Origin of the sequence: uncultured Halorubrum sp. (assembly GCF_937146585.1) — an archaeon.
In the GTDB taxonomy this organism is placed as follows: domain Archaea; phylum Halobacteriota; class Halobacteria; order Halobacteriales; family Haloferacaceae; genus Halorubrum; species Halorubrum miltondacostae.
On the sequence record NZ_CAKZRO010000031.1, the window covers coordinates 1 to 19337 of the forward strand.

Annotated in this window: 25 protein-coding genes; 10 read left to right on the top strand and 15 right to left on the bottom strand. The window is 70.8% G+C overall.

Annotation, left to right across the window (positions count from 1 at the left end):
- The 4 genes from Q0116_RS02955 to Q0116_RS02970 form a co-directional block, all read left to right on the top strand.
- The coding region (locus tag Q0116_RS02955; RefSeq protein ID WP_297885372.1) for a putative sulfate/molybdate transporter at positions 1 to 552 on the top strand (552 nt) is incomplete at its 5' end.
- A gap of 74 nt (positions 553 to 626) precedes the next feature.
- Complete coding sequence (locus Q0116_RS02960; RefSeq protein WP_006112701.1) at positions 627 to 956, top strand: transcription factor S; 330 nt, start codon at positions 627 to 629, stop codon at positions 954 to 956.
- Between the two features lie 5 nt (positions 957 to 961).
- Positions 962 to 1513, top strand: a complete 552-nt coding sequence (locus Q0116_RS02965; protein ID WP_297885374.1) for a hypothetical protein — start codon at positions 962 to 964, stop codon at positions 1511 to 1513.
- Positions 1514 to 1700: 187 nt separating this feature from the next.
- Entirely contained in the window at positions 1701 to 2945 is a 1245-nt protein-coding gene (locus tag Q0116_RS02970; RefSeq protein ID WP_297885375.1) for a glycosyltransferase family 2 protein, read from the top strand.
- A 66-nt stretch (positions 2946 to 3011) separates the two neighbouring features.
- Here the strand turns inward: Q0116_RS02970 and Q0116_RS02975 are convergent, their stop codons facing one another.
- The 4 genes from Q0116_RS02975 to Q0116_RS02990 all read right to left on the bottom strand — a co-directional run bounded on the left by Q0116_RS02975 (position 3012) and on the right by Q0116_RS02990 (position 5818).
- On the bottom strand, positions 3012 to 3659 hold the full coding sequence (locus Q0116_RS02975; RefSeq protein WP_297885376.1) for an alpha/beta hydrolase: 648 nt from the start codon (positions 3657 to 3659) through the stop codon (positions 3012 to 3014).
- Positions 3660 to 3684: 25 nt separating this feature from the next.
- The gene (locus Q0116_RS02980; protein WP_297885378.1) at positions 3685 to 4083 is read right to left on the bottom strand and encodes a DUF5778 family protein; all 399 of its coding nucleotides are present in this window, start codon (positions 4081 to 4083) and stop codon (positions 3685 to 3687) included.
- 73 nt (positions 4084 to 4156) lie between these two features.
- Positions 4157 to 5137 carry an A/G-specific adenine glycosylase gene (locus tag Q0116_RS02985; protein ID WP_297885379.1) on the bottom strand — a complete coding sequence of 327 codons (981 nt, stop codon included), beginning with the start codon at positions 5135 to 5137 and terminating at the stop codon, positions 4157 to 4159.
- Between the two features lie 24 nt (positions 5138 to 5161).
- Entirely contained in the window at positions 5162 to 5818 is a 657-nt protein-coding gene (locus Q0116_RS02990; protein ID WP_297885381.1) for a hypothetical protein, read from the bottom strand.
- Between the two features lie 132 nt (positions 5819 to 5950).
- On the opposite strand from Q0116_RS02990, the gene Q0116_RS02995 reads away from it, so the two are divergent.
- Both Q0116_RS02995 and dpsA read left to right on the top strand, forming a co-directional pair.
- Positions 5951 to 6763, top strand: coding sequence for a carbon-nitrogen hydrolase family protein (locus tag Q0116_RS02995; protein WP_297885382.1), 813 nt, complete (start codon positions 5951 to 5953; stop codon positions 6761 to 6763).
- An 80-nt stretch (positions 6764 to 6843) separates the two neighbouring features.
- The gene (dpsA, locus tag Q0116_RS03000; RefSeq protein ID WP_297885383.1) at positions 6844 to 7392 is read left to right on the top strand and encodes a DNA starvation/stationary phase protection protein DpsA; all 549 of its coding nucleotides are present in this window, start codon (positions 6844 to 6846) and stop codon (positions 7390 to 7392) included.
- Positions 7393 to 7510: 118 nt separating this feature from the next.
- Here dpsA and Q0116_RS03005 read toward each other — a convergent pair whose 3' ends face one another.
- The 4 genes from Q0116_RS03005 to Q0116_RS03020 form a co-directional block, all read right to left on the bottom strand.
- Complete coding sequence (locus Q0116_RS03005; protein ID WP_297885385.1) at positions 7511 to 8056, bottom strand: DUF1684 domain-containing protein; 546 nt, start codon at positions 8054 to 8056, stop codon at positions 7511 to 7513.
- Positions 8057 to 8135: 79 nt separating this feature from the next.
- Positions 8136 to 8837: a helix-turn-helix domain-containing protein gene (locus Q0116_RS03010; protein WP_297885387.1), complete on the bottom strand. Its 702-nt coding sequence runs from the start codon at positions 8835 to 8837 to the stop codon at positions 8136 to 8138.
- A 61-nt stretch (positions 8838 to 8898) separates the two neighbouring features.
- On the bottom strand, positions 8899 to 9177 hold the full coding sequence (locus tag Q0116_RS03015; protein WP_297885388.1) for a hypothetical protein: 279 nt from the start codon (positions 9175 to 9177) through the stop codon (positions 8899 to 8901).
- Entirely contained in the window at positions 9174 to 9572 is a 399-nt protein-coding gene (locus tag Q0116_RS03020) for a helix-turn-helix domain-containing protein (protein ID WP_006112688.1), read from the bottom strand. The genes Q0116_RS03015 and Q0116_RS03020 overlap by 4 nt, the downstream gene beginning before the upstream one ends.
- 165 nt (positions 9573 to 9737) lie before the next feature.
- Here Q0116_RS03020 and Q0116_RS03025 point away from each other — a divergent pair, with 165 nt between their 5' ends.
- From Q0116_RS03025 to rnhB, 3 genes are all read left to right on the top strand, one after another.
- The gene (locus Q0116_RS03025) at positions 9738 to 11372 is read left to right on the top strand and encodes a TrkA family potassium uptake protein (protein WP_297885391.1); all 1635 of its coding nucleotides are present in this window, start codon (positions 9738 to 9740) and stop codon (positions 11370 to 11372) included.
- Between the two features lie 89 nt (positions 11373 to 11461).
- Positions 11462 to 11833 (top strand): 30S ribosomal protein S8e, encoded by a 372-nt coding sequence (locus tag Q0116_RS03030; RefSeq protein ID WP_297885393.1) that lies wholly within the window; start codon positions 11462 to 11464, stop codon positions 11831 to 11833.
- A 50-nt stretch (positions 11834 to 11883) separates the two neighbouring features.
- Complete coding sequence (gene rnhB / locus Q0116_RS03035) at positions 11884 to 12594, top strand: ribonuclease HII (RefSeq protein ID WP_297885395.1); 711 nt, start codon at positions 11884 to 11886, stop codon at positions 12592 to 12594.
- A 32-nt stretch (positions 12595 to 12626) separates the two neighbouring features.
- Here the strand turns inward: rnhB and Q0116_RS03040 are convergent, their stop codons facing one another.
- The 6 genes from Q0116_RS03040 to Q0116_RS03065 all read right to left on the bottom strand — a co-directional run bounded on the left by Q0116_RS03040 (position 12627) and on the right by Q0116_RS03065 (position 17419).
- Entirely contained in the window at positions 12627 to 13328 is a 702-nt protein-coding gene (locus tag Q0116_RS03040) for a TMEM165/GDT1 family protein (RefSeq protein ID WP_297885396.1), read from the bottom strand.
- Positions 13325 to 13546, bottom strand: a complete 222-nt coding sequence (locus tag Q0116_RS03045; RefSeq protein WP_297885398.1) for a metal-dependent transcriptional regulator — start codon at positions 13544 to 13546, stop codon at positions 13325 to 13327. Before Q0116_RS03045 ends, Q0116_RS03040 begins: the two co-directional genes overlap by 4 nt.
- A gap of 179 nt (positions 13547 to 13725) precedes the next feature.
- A complete protein-coding gene (locus Q0116_RS03050; protein WP_297885400.1) occupies positions 13726 to 15333 on the bottom strand; it encodes a preprotein translocase subunit SecD in 1608 nt (535 codons plus the stop codon).
- On the bottom strand, positions 15333 to 16217 hold the full coding sequence (gene secF / locus Q0116_RS03055) for a protein translocase subunit SecF (protein ID WP_297885402.1): 885 nt from the start codon (positions 16215 to 16217) through the stop codon (positions 15333 to 15335). Before secF ends, Q0116_RS03050 begins: the two co-directional genes overlap by 1 nt.
- Positions 16218 to 16298: 81 nt before the next feature.
- A complete protein-coding gene (locus tag Q0116_RS03060; protein WP_297885404.1) occupies positions 16299 to 16769 on the bottom strand; it encodes a DUF5812 family protein in 471 nt (156 codons plus the stop codon).
- Between the two features lie 56 nt (positions 16770 to 16825).
- Positions 16826 to 17419 (bottom strand): hypothetical protein, encoded by a 594-nt coding sequence (locus Q0116_RS03065; RefSeq protein ID WP_297885406.1) that lies wholly within the window; start codon positions 17417 to 17419, stop codon positions 16826 to 16828.
- A gap of 79 nt (positions 17420 to 17498) precedes the next feature.
- Here Q0116_RS03065 and Q0116_RS03070 point away from each other — a divergent pair, with 79 nt between their 5' ends.
- Complete coding sequence (locus Q0116_RS03070) at positions 17499 to 18122, top strand: undecaprenyl diphosphate synthase family protein (protein WP_297885408.1); 624 nt, start codon at positions 17499 to 17501, stop codon at positions 18120 to 18122.
- 30 nt (positions 18123 to 18152) lie between these two features.
- Here the strand turns inward: Q0116_RS03070 and Q0116_RS03075 are convergent, their stop codons facing one another.
- Positions 18153 to 19319 carry an inorganic phosphate transporter gene (locus Q0116_RS03075; RefSeq protein ID WP_297885409.1) on the bottom strand — a complete coding sequence of 389 codons (1167 nt, stop codon included), beginning with the start codon at positions 19317 to 19319 and terminating at the stop codon, positions 18153 to 18155.
- Positions 19320 to 19337: the final 18 nt, after the last annotated feature.

The following is a 19337-nucleotide window of genomic DNA, read 5'->3' on the forward strand; positions in this document are numbered from 1 at the left end:
GCGGGCGTGCCGACGCCGCGGCTCCCCGGCGCGCCGCCGACGCTCGCGCTCGGCGCGGCCGTGACGCGCGCCACCCTCGACGGCGTGGTCGCGCAGCTGGCGATGACAATCGGCAACGCCGCGCTGGCGACCTCGCTCCTCTTCTCCGACCTGCTGGACGCCGAGGTCACGCCCGACGAGCTGTCGACGAGCATGGGCGTGACGAACCTGATCGCGGTGCCGCTCGGCGGGATTCCCATGTGTCACGGCTGTGACGGCGTGGCAGGCAAGTACGCGTTCGGCGCGCGGACCGGCGGCGCGAACGTCGTCCTCGGCGTCGGCTACCTCGCCGCCGCGCTCTTCGCCACGCCCGCGCTGATCGCGGCGTTCCCGCTGGCGATGCTCGGCGCGCTCCTCGCCGTCGTCGCCGTCTCGCTCGCGCGCAACGTCACCGACTCGGGAAACCGCGCGCTCTCGGTCGGGATCGGGCTCCTCGCGCTGGCGACGAACCTCGGCGTCGCGTTCCTCGTCGGGATCGCAGTCCACCTCGCGTGGGAGCGGATCGGCGGATAGGGCTCCCCAATCGGGGCCCGACCCGGACCGCACCCATCGGACCTAAACCGCTCGACGCCCTCCTGTCCACGTATATGCAGTTCTGTGACGACTGCGGCTCGATGATGGTCTCTCGCGACGGGGAGATGGTGTGTCAGAACGACGACTGCGGCGCGACGACGGAGCGCGACGAGGCGCTCGCCGCGGAGTTCGAGTCGACGACCGAGCAGACCGGCGACGAGGTGATCGAGACGGAGGAGGGCGCGAACTTCGAGGGGAAGCCGACCGCGACCGACGTGGTCTGCGACGAGTGCGGCCACGGCGAGGCGTGGTACACGATCAAGCAGACGGGGGCCGCCGACGAGCCCCCGACCCGCTTCTTCAAGTGCAAGGAGTGCGGCCGCCGCTGGCGGGGGTACAACTGACCGCGATGCCGCGGGGAGACCGACGGACCCGGTTCGTCCGCGCGCTCGCCGCGCTCGCGGTCGTCGTCCCGCTCGCCCTCCTCGTCGGCCGCGGCCTCGGCTTCTGGCGCGTGCGGCTCGCGGTCGGGAAGCTCCTCGCGCTGCTGCCCGACGACGGCGCGCCCGACCACGTTCAGGTGCTGCCGCCGCCGCCGGACGAGTACGCCGGGACCCTGCCGACGAGCCCCGCGGAGACCCGCGCGCGACTCCCCAAAGAGGGTTTCTCGGAGCTGATCCGGGCGTACTTCCACGCCTACGACCGCGACGGCGAGACGGTCCACGAGGTGGGGAGCTTCGTCCACCGCCCCGAGGGGCTCACCGGTGACTGGCAGGTCCACGTCCGGCTGTTCCCCGCGCCGGACGGTTCCACCGAGGTGTGGGCCCACTGGGAGCGGAACCCGTACGTGGCCCCGCTGGCGCACCTCCGGATGGAGGGGTACGACCCCGCCCGCGGCCAGCGGATGGCGGCCGAACTGATCGACGATCTCCGGTGCGCGCGCGGCGACGGCTGGGCGTAGGCGGGCGTGGACCGCCCGTTCCCGTCCCTTGTTTTCTTGTCCCGAACTACCACACACCACGGTGTCGCTGTCTGCCGATTTGCTCCAGTTGGTCGCATTTAACGCCGTGAACTCGGCCCGAACACGACTGAATTCCGCTGTAGCGTTTGGACCGTTCATACGGCTCGGGGCGGGAGGTGGAGCCACGATGAACACCGAACGTATCGCACTGGTCGCGGTGACGCTGGCGCTCGTCGTCGGCGGGCTCGCGACGCTTTTCGCACCGGCCGTCGTCTCCGGCCCGGGTGGCGCTCCCGGCCAGGCGGCAGTCACCACCGCCGTCGCCGACGGCGGACTCGGGTCGCTGCTCGGCGTCGCACTGTGGGGCGTGACGCTCCTCTTCGGCGCGACCGCGCTGATCTGGTTCGTGCTCACCGGCGTCGTGGGCGCGGGCTACGAGTCGCCGCCGAACGAGTACGGCCTCGACGAGATCCAGGTCCGCGTCATGACCGTCGACGCCGCCGACGTCGTCCAGGACACCGTCGACTCCCTGCCCGAGGGACTCGACGACGTCCACGTGATCGCGGAGTCGCCCATCGACGTGCGCGGGGCGACGGTCCACGCCGTCCCGGACGACTTCACGTGCGACGCGGTCCGGAAGGGCCGCGCGCAGGAGTGGGCGCGACGGTCGCTCGACTGCGGGAAGGAGTTCGTCCTCTACCTCGACGAGGACAGCGTCGTCGAGTCGCTCGACGGGCTCCCGGACGCCGACATCGTCCAGCTCCGCGAGAAGCCCCGGCGCACGGGGTCGAACCTCAGCTACCTGGCCGACATGTACCGGATGGGCGTCCAGATCGAGCAGCGCGCCTTCGCGCGCCTCTCGATCCCGCTGTTCGCGTGGGGCGGCGGCATCGCGGTCCGTAGCTCGGTGGAAGACGAGACCACGTGGGACCGGCAGACGCTCGTCGAGGACACCGCCTTCGTCTGGGCGGCCTTCCGGGAGCTGGACGTGACGTTCGCGCTGTCGGACGCGGTCTGTCGGAACGAAGCGCCCCCGTCGCTGTACGAGATCCTCCAGCAGCGCCGCCGCTGGGCGGCCGGGAACGTCCGGGCCTCGACGATGCTCCCGTTCCGCTACGAGCTGCTGACGAGGGTCCGCAACTACGCGTGGGCGCTCTCGCCGATCGTGACCCTGATCGTCGTCCCGCTGTCGCTGTTGAGCGTGACGATCGCGTACAGCGGGCTGTTCTTCGCCGCGTCGATGGGACTGGCGGTGTGTACGCTCGGCTGGTTCCTCCTCGGCGTCGGCTACTACGGCGACGACCACCACCGGTGGGCGCTCGCCGTCCCGCTGGCACCCGTCATAACCGTCATCCACTCGATGGGGACGGTCGCCGGCATCCTCAAGCCGCCCGAGACGTTCCGGGTGACCACGAAGGTCGGCAGCGAGTAGCGATCGAGCGCGGCCGCTCGTCTCCTTCTCTACCCGCGCGCGCTCGTACTAACTCGCCGCTATTCACTACTCGTCGCGGAGCCGCGGCCCGAGAAACGCCGCGACCGCCTCGCCGACCTTCCCGCTCCGGCCGACGAAGAAGTGGTCGGCCTCGAACGCGACCGTCTCGACGCCCAGTCTCTCTGCGCGTTCGACCACCGGTTTCCACTCCGCCGTCGCGTCACGCGTCCCGTACAGCACGCGGGTCGGCACCCCGCGCTCGGCGAGGTCGTCGAGGGCGGCGACCGCGTCGACGTCGGGGCTCAGCCGGGCGGTCGGCGCGAGCGCGCAGACGCCGGCGAGCGACGGCCGGGAGGCGGCCGCGACGAGCGCGACCGTGCCGCCGAACGAGAAGCCGAACAGCCCGACGCGGTCGTAGCGGTCGCGCGCCCAGCCGACGGCCGCGTCCGCGTCCGTGGTCTCGCCGTACCCCTCGTCCCAGTCGCCGTAGTCGAACCGGAGGCAGTCGACGCCGCGGTCGGTCAGGGCGTCGCTCGCGGCCAGCAGGCGCTCGTCGCCGCGGTGGCCGCGCTGCTGGGGATGCGGCGGGCAGGCGACGACGACCGACTCGGCGCGCTCGGACTCGTCCGACTCGCCGCCGGCGCCGTCGCTCGCGGCGGTGTCGAGGGTGGCGCGCACGTCGCGGCCGCCGGGGATCAGGACGGTGTCGCTCACGGTGCGTGACGGGGAGCGGTCTCGCTCAGGGGACCTGCGTCACGCCGTCGACGCCGTCGAGGTCGGCGAGGTCGGCCGCGAGCGACTCCTGATCGACGTTCGCCTCGTAGTAGAACACGATGTCGAACGTGCCGTCGCGGAGCAGCTGCTGGCACTCCCAGACGAACGCCTCGTCGTCGAGCGTCAGCCCTTGGAACTGGTTCGACGAGAAGTCCGTGTCGTCGTTGCCCGCTTCGATGTACGTCTCGCCTTTGCCCGCGTGGTCGGCGATGACCTCGTTGGCGGCGACCGTCAGCTCGTGCATCTCCAGGTCCTCCTCGCCCGCGAGGTTCGTGTGGACGATACAGCCCAGCAGCTCGATGTCGCCGGGCTCTAAGAGGGCCTTCGTGCGGGTGTACAGGTCCGAATCGACGGTCTCGCTCATACCCGTCACTTCCCGCTCGCGTTATAAACGGGTGACGGTTCCCGGGGCGGACGGTCCGGTGCGACGGCCCGTCTCAGCGCCGGAGCGAGACGACGACCCCGCCTTCGCCGTCGTCGGCCTCGATCAGCCCGTCGTCGTCGAGGTCGTCGACGAGCCCGCGGAGCCACTCGCGGCCGTGCTCGCCGTCGGGCGCGTAGTCCACGCGGATCCGGTGGCCGAGGGCGTCCAGCTCCATCTCGTCGTGCTCGCCGAGGAGCCGGACGATCCGCCCGCGGAACTGCCGGCGGCTCCCCTCGAAGCTGGGCTGCTCGGGCACGTCGGGCGCGGTGAAGTCGCCCGTCTGGTACGCGTGACACCACTCGCGCCACGGGCAGCCCGCCTCGTCGCAGCGGGGTTTCTTGCCGCAGGCGACGCCGCCCAGTTCCATGATCGCGTTGTTCCAGACGCGGGACTCGCCGGCCGGCATGAGCTGCGAGGCGACCCGCTCGAACGCGTCGTCGTCGTCCGGCACGTCGAACGCGCGGTACAGCACCCGCTTCACGTTGGTGTCGACGACGGCGTCGCCATTATTGAACGCGAACGACGCCACCGCGTTGGCGGTGTACGGCCCGACGCCCATGAGCTCGCTCAGCTCGTCCGGTTCCGCCGGGAACGTCCCGCCGTACTCGGACTCGACCTGGCCGGCCGCCTCGTGGAGGTACTTCGCGCGGTTGTTGTACCCGAGCGAGTGGTCCGACCAGAAGGCGACCACGTCGGCGCGGTCGGCGTCGGCGAGGGCCGCCGCCGTCGGCCACTCGTCGAGGAAGTCCTCCCAGGCGTCGACGACGCGGTCGAGCTGGGTCTGCTGGCTCATCACCTCGCTGACGAGGATCTCGTAGGGGTCCTCGGTGCGCCGCCACGGGAACTCGCGGTGGTCCGCCTCGTACCAGTCGACGAGCGCGTCGCGGACCGCGTCGCGGTCGGCCGGGAGCTCCGGCGCGCCCTCGACCCGGTCGTCCTCGCTGCCGTCGCTCTGGCCCCCGGCGCGGTCGCCCGCACCGTCCGAGTCGCTCATATTTCCGGTCCGGTCGGCGGCGGTTTATCGGTGCTGGTCCCCGTCGGCGCGGACCGGGGCCATCGTCCGCGGGTCGCGGTCGGGGCCGGGGTACTCCCCGCCGACCGCGTCCGGGTACAGCTTCGCCGGGTCGAACACGGTCGCGAACGCCCGCGGCTCCCGGACGCTCACGGGCAGGCGGTCGCGCAGCCCGGCGGCCGCCCGCGGCCCGGTCAGCGAGGGGTCGAGGCTCACCACCTGCATCGCGCCGCCCCGGTAGGCGGACGCCAGCGCTGGGTGATCGCCGGCGGGCTGCGCGACCGACTCGCGCCAGGACTCGGTCGCGGCGCGCCAGTCGGCCGCCAGGTCCGGGTCCCCGAGCGACGCGATCACCGCCTCGGCGTCGGCGAGGAGGGGGTCGCTGGCGACGAGCGTCGTCCACGCGTGCGACCGGAGCGCGTCGAGCGCCTCGCGGGCGTCGCCGCCGACGAGGAGGTCGGCCGCGAGCGCGTCGGCGTCGGCGACGACCCGGGCGGGACTGGGGTCGAGCGGGTCGGCGACCGCGGCGTCGTCATCTCCATCTGTCTCATCGCTGTCTCCGTCCGCCGTCGAGCGCACGTCGTCGAGCGCGCGTCGAACGTCCGTCTCGTCGAGGTCGCCGCCGAGCGCGGCCGCGCGCTCGAACAGGTCGGCGAATGACATACCCGTCGGTCGGTGCCCCGCGGGTATCGTCCTTGCGGCCGGCGCGCGGACGCTCTCCGCTCCCGGTCGCGTCCGACCCGGGGCGAACGGCGGAGGCCGGAAGTTATTGTCCGCCCCGCCGAAGCCCGCGGCGTGAGCGACCGACCCCGCGAGAGCCCGACCGTCGCGGTCCCGCAGATCCCCGTCGACGACCTCGACGTCGACGCGAACTCCGATCGGATCCGCCGTCGGGCGGCCGACCTGCCGGCGGCTGTCGACCTCGTCGTGTTCCCCGAGTACGCGCTCACGGGGTTCGCGGCCGACGAGCGGCTCCGGGAGGCCGCGCTGCCCCGAGACGCGGCGCGCGGACGGCTCGAATCCGTCGCCGAGGCCGCCGGCGCGGCCGCGGTCGCGGGGTACGCCGAACGGGACGGCGACGCCGTGTACAACGCGACCGCGTACGTCCCGCCGCCCGGCGGGTCCCCGGGAGACGGCGTCGGAGCGTTCTCCGTCTACCGCAAGCGCCATCTCTGGGACGAGGAGGCGGAGTGGATCGAGCCCGGCGGCGACCGCGTGGTCGTCGAGACGCCCGCGGGGCCGACCGGACTGTTGACCTGCTACGACCTCAACTTCGTCGCGGAGAGCGCGTGGTTCGCGGAGCGCGCGGTCGACGCCCTCGTCGTCGTCGGCGCGTGGCCCGCCGCCCACGTCGCGAACTGGCGGCTCCTCGTCCGGGCGCGGGCGCTCGACGGCGTCAGGTGGACCGTCGGTGCGGGCCGCACCGGGACCGCGGGCGGCGAGCGCCGGGCGGACGAGGCGACCTACGCCGGGAACTCCCTCGTGGTGCGTCCGGACGGGCGCGTCGCCGCCGAGCTCGGCCGGGACCCGGCGACGCTGTCGGCGACGCTCGACCGCGACACCCTCGCCGCACAGCGGGAGCTCGTCGGCGCCGTCGACGGTGTGTAGAAAATAATTTTTTGAATCCTGAAAGAGTAGTTTACTCAGTAGCAACTATTAAGTAGGTCGCGCGCGTATGTATAATTGAAATGAGTACCCAGAAGCAGGCCCGTCAACGGTACGGCGACGTTCACGAGAGCGAAGCGCTCCGCGTCCCCGAGGAGAAGGCGGAACAGCTCGTCGACGCGCTCAACAGCGACCTCGCGGCGACGTACGTCCTCTACCACCAGGTCAAAAAGCACCACTGGCTCGTCGAGGGGGCCGAGTTCCTCGGCATCCACGAGTACCTCGGCGAGGTCGCGGAGGACCTCGAAGAGGGCGCCGACGTCCTCGCGGAGCGCGCGCAGGCGCTCGGCGGCGTGCCGCTCTCGGGCGGCGCGAACTACGAGGAGCACGCGCCGGTGACCCCCGAGGACGCGGACGCCTACGACATCCGGACGTCGCTGGAGCACGACCTCGAGATGTTCGGCGACATCACCGAGCAGCTCCGCGAGCACATCCAGCTCGCCAACAACCTCGGCGACTACAACACCGAAGAGCAGCTCCGCGACATCCTCGACGACGTCGAGGAACACGGCCACCACCTCGAGCACTACCTCGAGGACGACACGCTCGTCACGAGCGAGACGCTCGAGTAGACCGGCCGCGGCGGACTGCTTCCGGCACGTCCCGACGTTCGATCCTCCGACTTTTCTCGCCACCGAGCGGCCGCGCCGTGGCCCGCATTCCCGACCGCGTTTCTGATCGCGTCGCCGATCAGTCGAGGTTCGGCGATCGCTCGCCGGCCGGGATCACGATCTCCAGCCAGTTCTCCTCCGGCGGCAGCGGACAGGAGAACGTCTCGCTGTACGCGCAGAAGGGGCTGTACGCGAGGTTGAAGTCGATCGTGACCGCGTCCCCGTCGTCGAGGTCGCGCTCTGGGGCCAGCTCCATGTACCGGCCCCGGTGGTACGTCTGCTGGCCGGTCGTCTTGTCGCGGAAGGGGACGAAGATGGCCCCGTCGTCGCCCTCCTGCCGGTAGCCCGCGAGCGTGTGCTCCGCTCCGTCGATCTCGAACGCGAACGTGACGATCCGGAGATACCGGACCGGGTTGCTCGCGGTCGTCTCCATCTCGACCGGGTCCGGGTCGTCGTGGACGGTGACGGTCGCCTCCACGCGGTAGTCCGGGTCCGGCGGGAAGTAGTCGAGGCCGTCGAAGTCGTCGCGGTGCTCCGGGGGAATCGGGGACTGCGGGTGGTCGTCGAAGAACTCGTCCTTCTCCCGGCGGTTCGCGCGGAGCCGCTCGGCGTAATCCTCGCTCATGGGCGGTCCGACGAGCGCCGGCCGTTTCAGGGTCGCGGTTCCGTCGCTGCGGCCGCTCGGCGGCGCCTCCGCGACGCCGTCACAGCGCTTGAAGATCTGCGAGGCAGTCGTCGAGGTCGCGGTTCGACGTCGCCAGCGACACGCCGTCGACGCGGGCGAGGTCGGCGGCGTGGTCCCAGAGGTCGCCGTCCTCGATCCCGTGGAGCACGACCGCGTTCGGCGTCGGGCTCACGACCCGCAGCGCGACGAGCGGCGACTCGCCGCGCGTCACCCGGGTGAACACGAGCGCGCGGTTCGTCGACTGGCCGTACAGCCGGTAGAACTCCTCGCTGGAGAGCCGCGTGATCGCCTGGATCGAGTCGATGACGGTGTGGCCGTTCACGTGGTCGTGGTCGCCGCGCACGACCTCCGTCGCGCCCATCGCCTCGTAGAACTCCGACAGGGGGACCGCCGTGGAGTACTCGCGGAGGTCGTGGACGATGTCGCTCTCGAACCCGGCGGAGAGCACCCGGGCGTGCTGGCGGAGGCGGCCGCCGCCGCGGCGCTCGTCGATGTCGAGCAGCCCCTCGACGGTCCGGCGGACGACGCCGATCCCGGGGCTCTCGCGGCGGCCGCTCTCGTAGTCGGAGATGACAGACGAGGAGACGCCGAGCTGGTCGGCCAGCTCCGTCTGCGAGACGTCGAAGTCGGTCCGCCACTTCCGGAGGGTCGCCCCCGGGTCGTCGCTCAGCGTTATCTCGCCGGCGATCCGGCGGGAGAGCTCCTCGCGTGCGTCGCTCATGGGGTGAACGGACGGCCGAGCGCCGCAAAAGGGTACCGTTCGTCGCGCGTCGAACCCGCGCTCACTCCAGGTACAGCGAGTAGACGATGACGGCGAACCCGACCGCCGTGAGGAGCCCGTCGATTGCGATGCCGACCGCGAGGTCCGCGCCGATGATCTGGTGGGAGACCCCGCCCAACAGCGCGCCGATCGTGACGATGCCGAAGCCGACGCCGAGCTCGCGCAGCGACCGGTCGCCGGTCCGGTCGTACGCGCGGAGCGCGTAGTAGGTGATGCTGCCACCGAGTACCAGGATGGCGGTCTTTGCGGCGATGATAGTCAGGTCGATGTAGGGGTTCATGTTTCCTCTCGTAGCTCAGACCACAGGTCGGCCAGTCGCTCGTCTCGGGTCCGCTCCGGCCGAGAGAACTCCACGTCGAACTCGCGACCGTCCCCGTCGCCCTCCGCGCCCTCGTCGACGGAGACGGTGACGGCGTCGAACGACACCGAGTACCGCGTCGTGTGCTGCCCGTCCCGGCGGATGTCGGTCGACTCCGCCAGCAGGGAGGCGTCGGTGAGCTTCTCCAGCTTCCGGTAGGTCGTCGACAGGGGGATGTCGCACTCCTCGGAGAGCTCGCTCGCGGTCTTCGGCTCGGTGAGCGCCGCGACGATCCGACGGGCCGCGTCGTCGGCCAGCGCGTCGAGCACCTCGTCGACCGACGGCGGCTCCGGGTCTCGCGACGGGTCCCGCACCATGCGTGACGGTTCGGCCCCCGGGACTTAAACCATCGAACTTCGGTCCGACGCCAGGGCGGTTCGATCGGGCGACCGCCGACGGTCGAGTACCCGGCCGACCGGTCCGCGACGGCCGAGCCGGACGAGTCCCCCCGTTTTTGTACGGCCGCGTCGTATCGCGGAGCGATGGACACGTGGAAGCGGCGAGTCGTGTTGTATGCCGCCTTTCTCGGCGGGATGATAGCGTTCACCGCCGTCACGTATCAGTACGGGATGCGCGTGTACGAGAACGACCCGCGCACCCTGATCGAGTCGTTCCGGTTCGCGGTCGAGATGTTCTCCACCACCGGGTTCGGCGGTGACGCGCCGTGGCGGAGCACAGAGATGAACGCGTATATCGCAGTGATGGACCTCGTCGGGATGGCGCTGCTGTTCGGGGCGCTCCCCGTCGTTGCGACCCCGCTCCTCGAGTCCGCGTTCGCGACGAGCGTCCCGCGGTCGCTCGAAGAGGGGCTGGAGGGGCACGTCGTGGTCTGTTCCGACACCACGCGCTCCGACGCGCTCTTGGACGAGTTCGAGTCGGAAGCGGTCCCGTACGTGGTCGTCGAGCCCGATCCCGAGCGGGCGCTGGCGCTGTACGAGGCGGGCCACACGGTCATCCGGGCCGACCCCGAGACGACCGACGGGCTCTCGAGCGCGCGGCTGACGGACGCGAGCGCCCTCGTCACCGACGTCTCCGATCAGGTAGACGCGAGCATCGTACTGGCCGCGAAGGAGCTCTCGACCGACGTCCGCGCGATAAGCGTCGTCGAGGACTCGGCCCGCGAGCGCTACCACCGCCTCGCCGGTGCGGACGAAGTGCTCTCCCCCCGATCGCTGCTCGGCGAGAGCCTCGCCTCGAAGGTGACGACGTCGGTGCGGACCGACCTCGACGAGGCCGTCGCGATCGGCGACTCCCTCCGGATCGCGGAGGTGTCGATCCACCACGGGAGCGGGCTCGCCGGGTCGACGCTCATCGGCAGCCGGATCGGCGAGCGCACCGGCGTCGACGTGATCGGGGCGTGGTTCAACGGGTCGTTCGAGGCGGCGCCGCCGCCGGACGCGACGCTGTCCGCCGGGACCGTCCTCCTCGTCTCGGGGACCGAGGGGCAGGTGGAGCGGCTCGTGGACCTGACCAACTCCGCGGCCCGTCGGTTCGGCACGGGCGAGACCGTCGTCGTCGGACACGGACAGGTCGGAAAGACCGTCGTGAACACCCTCGAATCGGCCGAAATCCCCGTCACCGTCGTCGACCGCGACGACGGCGAAGCGATCGACGTGGCCGGCGACGCGACCGACCCGGAGACGCTGCGGGAGGCCGGCGTCGCGGACGCGCGGACCGTCGTCCTCGCGCTCCCCGACGACACGACCGCGGAGTTCGCGACGCTCGTCGCGCGGGACTTGGCGCCCAACGTCGAGCTGCTCGCGCGGGTCGAAGACCCCGAGAGCGTGCCGAAGATGCACCGGGCCGGAGCCGACTACGTCCTCTCGCTTTCGACCGTGACGGGTCGGATGTCCGCGTCCGCCGTGCTCGCGGACCGCGACGTGGTCTCGCTCGACACGCACGTCGAGGTCGTGAGGACCGAGGCTCCGACGCTGGTCGGGCGCACGGTCGGCGAGGCGGCCGTCCGCGAGCGGACCGGCTGTACCGTCATCGCCGTCGAGCGCGGCGAGGAGCTCGTCACCGACGTGGGTCAGGAGACGCGGATCGAACGCGGCGACGAGCTCGTCGTCGCGGGCACCGACGACGGGGTCCGCGCGTTCGAGCGCGCGTTCGCCTGAGTCGGCTCGCGGCGCTGATCCCGCTCGCACCGCCGAACCCGCCGGGACGAGTCGAACGCTTCAAGTATTCGCTGGCTGTTCATATCCGTATGAAAGATCAGGGACGCTCCACGCGCAAGCGGACCGGCGGCCGACTCAAGCACGCCTCGAACAAGAAGCGCCACCAGCTCGGCCGCGAGCCCGCCGAGACGACGGTCGGCGAGACCCGACTCCAGTACATCGACTCCCGCGGCACGGAGCAGAAGGTCCGCGCCCTCTCGACGGACGTCGCGCAGGTCGCCGCCGACGGCGAGGTCAGCGAGGCCGAGATCGAGAACGTCGTCGACAACCCCGCGAACGTCAACTACGCCCGCCGGAACATCATCACGAAGGGCGCCGTGATCGAGACGTCCGCCGGTCGCGCCCGCGTCACCTCCCGCCCCGGCCAGACCGGCCAGGTCAACGCGGTCCTGCTCGACTGAGGTCGCCGCCCTTCTGAAGGTATTTCCCCCCGCACGTCCACTAGCCACGCGTGTATCTCGGCGTCGACGAGGCCGGCAAGGGGCCCGCGCTCGGACCGATGGTCGCGGCGGCGGTAGTCGCCGACCCGGCGAGCCTCCCGGCCGACGTGGACGACTCGAAGCGGATCGCGCCGGGCCGCCGCGAGGAGATGGCCGCGGCCCTCCGGAGCGACCCGGACGTTGCCGTCGGCGTCGCCCGCGTCGAACCCGACGAGATCGACCGCCCCGACACGGACATGAACTCCCTCACCGTCCGCGGTCAGGCACGGGCGGTCAGACGCGCGCTCGGTGCTCTCCCCGCCGAGACCGACGGTCCGGTCCGCGTCGTCGCCGACGCGGGCGACACCAGCGAGGAGCGGTTTGCGCGGCGGCTCCGCGAGTTCGTCGAGGAAGGGGACGACACGGACGAGGACGGCGACGACGGGGGACCCCTCCCGGCGATCGACGTGACGGCCGCGCACGGCGCGGACGAGGACGATCCGGTCGTCGGCGCGGCGAGCGTCGTCGCGAAGGTGGTCCGCGACGCCGCGATGGCCGACCTCGACGCCGCCTACCCCGACTACGACCTCGGGAGCGGCTACCCGAGCGACCCGGCCACCCGGGCGTTCCTCGCCGCGTACGTCGGCGACCACGGGACGCTGCCCGACTGCGCGCGCGCGTCGTGGCGCACCTGCGAGGACGCGCTGACGGCCGCCGAGCAGTCGGCGTTAGACGAGTTCTGACCGCGGTCCGCGGCCGTCGGCGGGACGGCCTCTCAGAACAGCCCGGAGATGAGCCCGCCGAGCGTTCCGACGATGGTCTCCCACACCGAGAAGTCGGTCGCGATCGCCAGCACGGTGTCCGCGCCGAAGAAGGCGAAGAGCAGCGCGGAAGCGAAGTGCGCGAGCCGCATGTCGACCCGCCCGGCGAACGTGTGGAAGAAGTAGGCGTTCGCGAGGCTCACCGGGATGATCGCGAGCATCTCGCCGGCCCAGATGGCCGAGGTCGCGCCGTACTGGACCGCCAGCCCGATGGTGACGAGCTGCGTCTTGTCGCCGAACTCGCCGGTCGCAGTGAGCAGGAAGATGGGGAAGAAGCCGCCGAGCGACCCCGAGTACTTGTCGAGCCGCCCCGGCAGCGAGAGGTCGTCGAACGCGGCCAAGCCGCCGTCGGTGCGCTCCGCCTCCGGGGTCGTTCCCCGCTCCGGCGCGGACCGGTACAGCAGGACTGCGAAGAGGAAGAACAGCACGGCGGTGATCGAGTCCAACACGACCGGCGACAGCGCCGACTGGAGGGCCTGGCCGAACGCGATCTCCACGGCGGTCCAGCCGGCGAACGCCGAGCCGGCGGCCGCGACGACGATCTTCGGGTCGTACCGCGTGGAGAGCCCCGCGATCATCAGTTGGACCTTCTCGCCCGGCAGCACCGCGAGCTGCGTCACGAACGCGATCGCGACGATCTCGACGTAGCCGGTCATGCGTCACCCACCTCCCGGCCGGCGGCGGTGGGCTCGACGCCCCTGTGCTTCCTGCGGGAGAGCAGCCCGCGGTCGGCGAGCGTCTCGACCGTCCTCGTCACCGTCGCGGGCGTCTTCTCGAGTCCCTCCGCGATCCGCGAGGTCGCGACGGGCGGTCCCCCTCGCGACTCGATCCGATAGATAGAGTTGAGATAATTTTCGACGGCGTCGGTCGACATGGTCCTTTTTGACCGGTCTAAATTAATAGTTTGTCGAACGGGTCGTCCGTTCTCGTCGAAGTCGCGACGGGAGCCGAGTCGAGACGGTAATGCGGAGAAACGTCGCCGCGTGGCGGAGGAAAACCGATCGACCGTCAACTACGGCCGCGTCTCGTGGCGGCCGACGACTCGCCGCCGAGTTACCGGACCGTCAGCAGGCGACGCAGGATGTCGCCGTACGCGGGGCGGGTGATCAGCACGCCGACCAGCACGCCGAGGATGGTGAAGATGGCGAACCCGGAGAGGTCGCCGAGCCCCAGCACCATCAGCGGCGACATCGCGATGATGGTCGTGGCCGCGGCCGCGCCGATGACCCAGAACGCCTGGCGGAACCGGGAGTTGAACACCGTCTGGGAGTTCACCTCGCCCTCGCTCATCACCTGGTCGGCGATGATGACGAGGTCGTCGACCCCGGTGCCGACCACCGCGATGAACCCGGCGATGACCGCGAGTTCGAGCGGGTAGCCGAGCAGTGCCGCGAACCCGAGCAGGGTGTACACCTCCGCCAGCGCCGTGACGATCATCGGGAGCGCGACGCGGGGCTCGCGGTACCGGAGGAACACCATACCCGCGACCGCGAACACCGAGAGCACGCCGATGATCAGCGAGTACGTCCGGAAGTTCTCACCTTGAGACGCCGAGATGGACGAGGAGGTCCCCTCGCCGCTGATGTCGAGGTCGGCCGGGAGCGCGCCGGCGCGGAGGTTCAGCGCGATGGACTGGGCCTCGGCGAACTCACCGGTCGTGAGCCGGAACTGGCCGGTCTCTGCCCATGACCCGGCCGCCATGTTGTCGGCGAGACCCGGGTCCATCCCGAACGAGTTGACGACCTCGTCGTCGACGACGAGCAGGAGACACGGGTTCCGGTCCCCGTTCACCTCCTCGATCTCACCGGTCTCCGGGTTGTACCCGCACCGGTCGGCCTGATTCTGGTACGCGTCGGCGAACCCGCGCTGAGCGACGGCGTCTTGGAACGCGTGCGCCGACGACTGCTGACCGTTCGCGGCGGTGTTGCGGACGGTAACCGGAACGTACGACCCCTGCCGCCGTTCGTTCTGCGTTGCGGTCCCGATCGTGTCGAAGTCGCGTTGGGTTAAGACTCCCCGCTGAACCCCGGTCCCGTTCCCGTCGGGGTACGCGATGTCGATCCGGACGGTTCCGCGCTCCTCGAGGAGGTCGATCACGTCCTCTCTCCCCTCACCGGGAACCTCCACGAGAATGAAGTACTCGCCGGTGATCGACTGGACCTGCTGGACGCTCCCCCCCGAGAGACCGGCTTGGTTGATCTTGTCGTCGATGATGCCTATCGTCGCGTCGCGCGTCTGCTGGGTGACGCCGGAGCGAACGTCAGCGTACTCGTAGCCCGCGGCGTCCATCGCCGCGCGGAACTGCCCTTCGGTCACCGCCGGATCCGTGACTTCCACCGCGCTCTCTTCGGGCACGACGTTGAGGTCAACCGTCGTCGTGTTGTCCAGTTCGGCGGCGACCGCATCTATGACGGTCTCGGGCGGGTCGCCGTCGAACGCGACGTCGGTCGCGGTGTACCCCGACAGGGGCGCGCGGATCCGCGTCCCGCCCGCCAGGTCGAGGCCGTACTGGAGGTTCGTGATCCCCTGTTGGGCCTCGCTCGCGCTCTCGCCGGGCGCGGGCTCCGGACCGAATCCGGGACCGAACAGCGCGACCGACGAGCCGACCACGGCGACGACGAGCAGCAGGATGCGCCAGTTCTCCTTGATCGGTTCGAGCATCAGCGGGCCACCCCCTCGAACTTGTACCAGCGAAGCAGCGAGACGTTCATCAGGTACGTGTTCATCAGGTCGGCGCACAGCCCGACCGCGAGGATGATCCCGATGTCACGGAGGAGTCCGATCCCGAACACGGTGGCGACGATCGCCATCACGATCATCGCCGCGATGGAGGTCAGCGTCATCGTCACCCCGGTCCGCATCGCGCGGCTGACCGACTCGTAGAACTCGCCGGTCCGGCGCAGCACCGAGTCGTTCAACAGGATGTCCGAGTCGACGCTGTACCCGATTATCATCAGGAGCGCCGCGATCGTCCCCAGCGTCATCTGGATGCCGAGCAGGTTCATCGCCGCGATCGGGATGACGAGGTCGGAGAACGCGGACGCGACGACCGCCAGCGAGGGGACGAACGTCCGGAACAGCGCGAACACGAGCACGCTCATCCCGAGGAACGCGAGCGCCACGCCGAACACCGCGGTGCGCGCGGTGTCGCTCGCGAAGCTCGGCGACACCTGATCGATCGCGGTCGTGGTCAACCCCGCCGCCTCCGCCTGGTCTTGGAGGTCGTTCGCGAGTCCCTCCGGATCGTCTTGGGCCGCTTGGAAGGTGACGACCACGACGTCGTCGCCGGGGATCGTCTGGATCGAGTCGGGCTCCCGGTCGAAGGCGGTCCGGATCTGCTGTTCGACGTCGCCGTTCGTGTCGTCTGCGACTCGCAGCTCGACGCCGCCCGTGAACTCCAGTCCCAGGTTCGCCGGCGCGCCGGTGGCGACGACCCACCCGCCGATGATCGCCAACGCGAGGACCAGGAACGCGAGCGGCACCGCCGCGAGCTGCCGGTTCGAGTAGTCGGTGTAGTCGACCTCCGGCACCTCGATCGCTACCATAAATACCGGTTCCTCTGCGGGCGCGAATAAGCCTTCTTATCTGCTAGGCCGACGGCGACGACGGGGCCGTAACCGCCCGCGTTACGGGAGGTACCGCACGGCGACGACGCCCGGCTCCGAGCGGACCTCGACGCGGTTCACGCCCAGCCGGGCCGCCCGCGAGAGGGTCGCCTCGCGGTCGTCCATCACGTCGTCGACCGCCTCGGTCGTCTCCGACTCCGGCGGCGTCAACACGTGGACCTCGCCGACGCCCGCGCGCTCCTCTCTGGCGAGCTCACCGGTCGCCGTCTCCGCGGCGAGTTCGCGCTCGTGGACGGTCGGCGGCTCCGGGCTCTCCTCGATCGACAGCGCGCGGCGCTCCGCGACCTCGATCACCTGATAGGTGACCTCCATCGGCGGGTCGGGGGCGACCGTCGCCTCGACGGCGTCGTCGACGTCGAGGCCGGGGTTCGAGCTCAGCGTGTGCACCTGTCCGTCGTGGACGTCTTTCAGCACCGCCGAGTCGCTCTCGACGTGCGTGACGAGGAACGTGCTCTCCTTCTCGTCGGTCATTGCGCCCGGCTAGTCGCTCTGACGACTTCCGGCTTTCGAGCCGCGGGCGGCGTCGCTCACCGCGAGCCGTCGGCGTCGGTCGGATCCACGTCGCCGGCCGGCTCCTCGGCGTCGGCCGCCGTGTCGTCGAGCGCAGCGTCGTCCGAGCCCCCGCGAAGCCTGAAGTGCGTCGCGAACACGCCGAGCGCGGCCGCGACGGGGGGTGCGAACCCGGCGAGCTGCGGGAGCGCGTACAGCGCGCCGAGCACCGCGGAGCTGCTCGGGTCGCGGAGGTCCTCGGGGACCGAGATGATCAGCCCGAGGTACAGCGAGAGGAGGAACAGGAACCCGGCGATCCCCATCCACCGGTCGTACGTGGCCGCGACCCGGTCGCCGCGGCGGTGGCGGCGGGCGACGAACAGGATCGGCGCGAGCAGCGGTCCGACGGCCCCGAGGCCGGCGACCACGAACAGCGACCGCGAGAAGAGGAACGTCCCCCCCGTCGCCGAGGCCGTCTCGCCCATCCAGACGACGAGGGCGAGGGTGACGACGAGCGCGACGAACGCGGCCGCGAGCGCCCCGAGCGCGGCGTACGCGCGCATCGTCAGCGACTCGGTCGCGCGGAACGCGTACGGGATCGCGCCGAACACTCCGCGGTAGGCGTCTGCCATCGACCGTGATAGGCGCGTCGGCGAATTAAACCCCTCGTCGTCGGGAAGCCATTTATACGCCCGACCGGATCCCTCTGACGTGGGCCTCTACGACGCGTACCTCGCGACGCGCCATCGCCTCCACGACGCCGCGCCGCCGGCGCACGTCGCGCTCGTCCTCACCGAGCGTGACCTCCTCGCGGACGGCGCGTTCGACACGCTGTCGTCGGCGGTCGGCTGGGCGTTCGAGTACGGCGCGGACCGCGTCACGGTCTCCGTCTCCGTCCTCGACCGCGCGGTCGCCCCGACGCTGGTCCGGGAGCTGCGCCGCCTCGACGCGCCGGCCGAGACCGCGGTCCGCGGTCCAGACGTGGACGAGACGACGACCGACGCCGGCGTCGACGCGCCGGTCCGCATCCTCGTCGGCCTCGGCGGCAAAGCCGAGTTCGCCGGCGCGGTCCGCGAGCTCGCGAGCGACGTCGCCGCCGGGGAGATATCGCCCGACGCCATCGACGAGACCGACATCGCGGAGCGGCTGCTGTTCCCCGAGGAGCCCGACCTGGTCATCAAGACCGGCGCGGAGCGGCTCTCGGACTTCGCCATCTGGCAGTCCGTCTACGCCGAGCTCTACTTTACCGACGTGAACTGGCGGGACTTCCGCCGGCGCGAGTACCTCCGCGCGGTGTTGGACTTCCAGGACCGCCAGCGCCGCTTCGGTCGGTGAGGGGCGCGGGCGCGCCCGACCGAGGCCGAGCTACCAGACGAAGGCGAACAGGGCCGCGAACGTCACCAGCGCGCCGACCGTCGAGAGGATCGGCACGACGTTCTGCATCAGCACGACGCGGGCGCTCGTGCTCGGGTTGAACAGGTCGGCCGCCGACGGGACGTCGCTCGCGTCCCCCTCGCCGATCGCCGGCATCTCGTCGGCCGTCAGCGCGCCGACCGAGACCGTCGGCTCCTTCTCGCCTTTGATCCCCTGTCTGACCGTCACCGTGCGCGTCGCGCGGCCCCAGCCGAGCCCGACGATCGACATCGTCGCGATGATCACGAACGAGGCGGGGATGCCGACCGCGGAGAGGCTGATCACGATCCCGGAGGAGACGACCGCGACGACGATGGCGGCCGTCAGCGGGAGGTCGGTGATGTCGTTGCCGAGCGTGTCGAGCGTCCGGCGAGCGATGGTGAACGCGCCGACCGCGACCGCGGCGCTGCCGAGGAGGATCATCGGCGTCATCTCCACGGAGTCCAGCGCGACGAGCGGCGCGATGGCGTTCGCGATGTTCGAAGTCCCCGAGGAGAACGCCATCAGGCAGCCGATGGCGATGACGACGATCCCGCCCGTCAGCTCGCGCCGCGTCGTGTTCGGACCGAGGACCGGGCGCGGGACCGTCCCCGACCGGTCGAACTCGAACAGCGCCCCGTCGGTGCTCTCGATCGCCACCCAGCGGTCGATCGTCGAGTAGAAGTAGCGGCCGACGACGCCCGACACCCAGAACCCGATGATCGGCGCGACGAGCCACCAGATCGCGATCTCGCCCATCACCGCCCAGTCGAGGGTGTTCGTCGCGATGCCCAGTCCGGCGATGGCCCCCACCGCCGTCATCGACGTCGACGCCGGCACGCCGGCGAAGTTGCCGACGAACAGCGCGCCGCCGATAAAGAAGAGGACGATGATGCTCGTCTCCAGCGTGAACACGTTCGCGCCGGTGACGAGGTCCTCGCCGAGCGTCGTGACGACGCGCTGCCCCAGCGTCCCCGCGCCGATGAAGAAGAACACGGACATCAGCCCCGCCGCGCCCGCCTTCGATAACACGTCCGCGCCGACGGCCGGCCCGAACGCCGGTCCCGTCGTCGCCCCGCCGATGTTGTATCCGACGAACGCCGCCACCGCGACGCCGACGAGAAGAAGAACTTCGACCATACGTACAAGCAGACGACG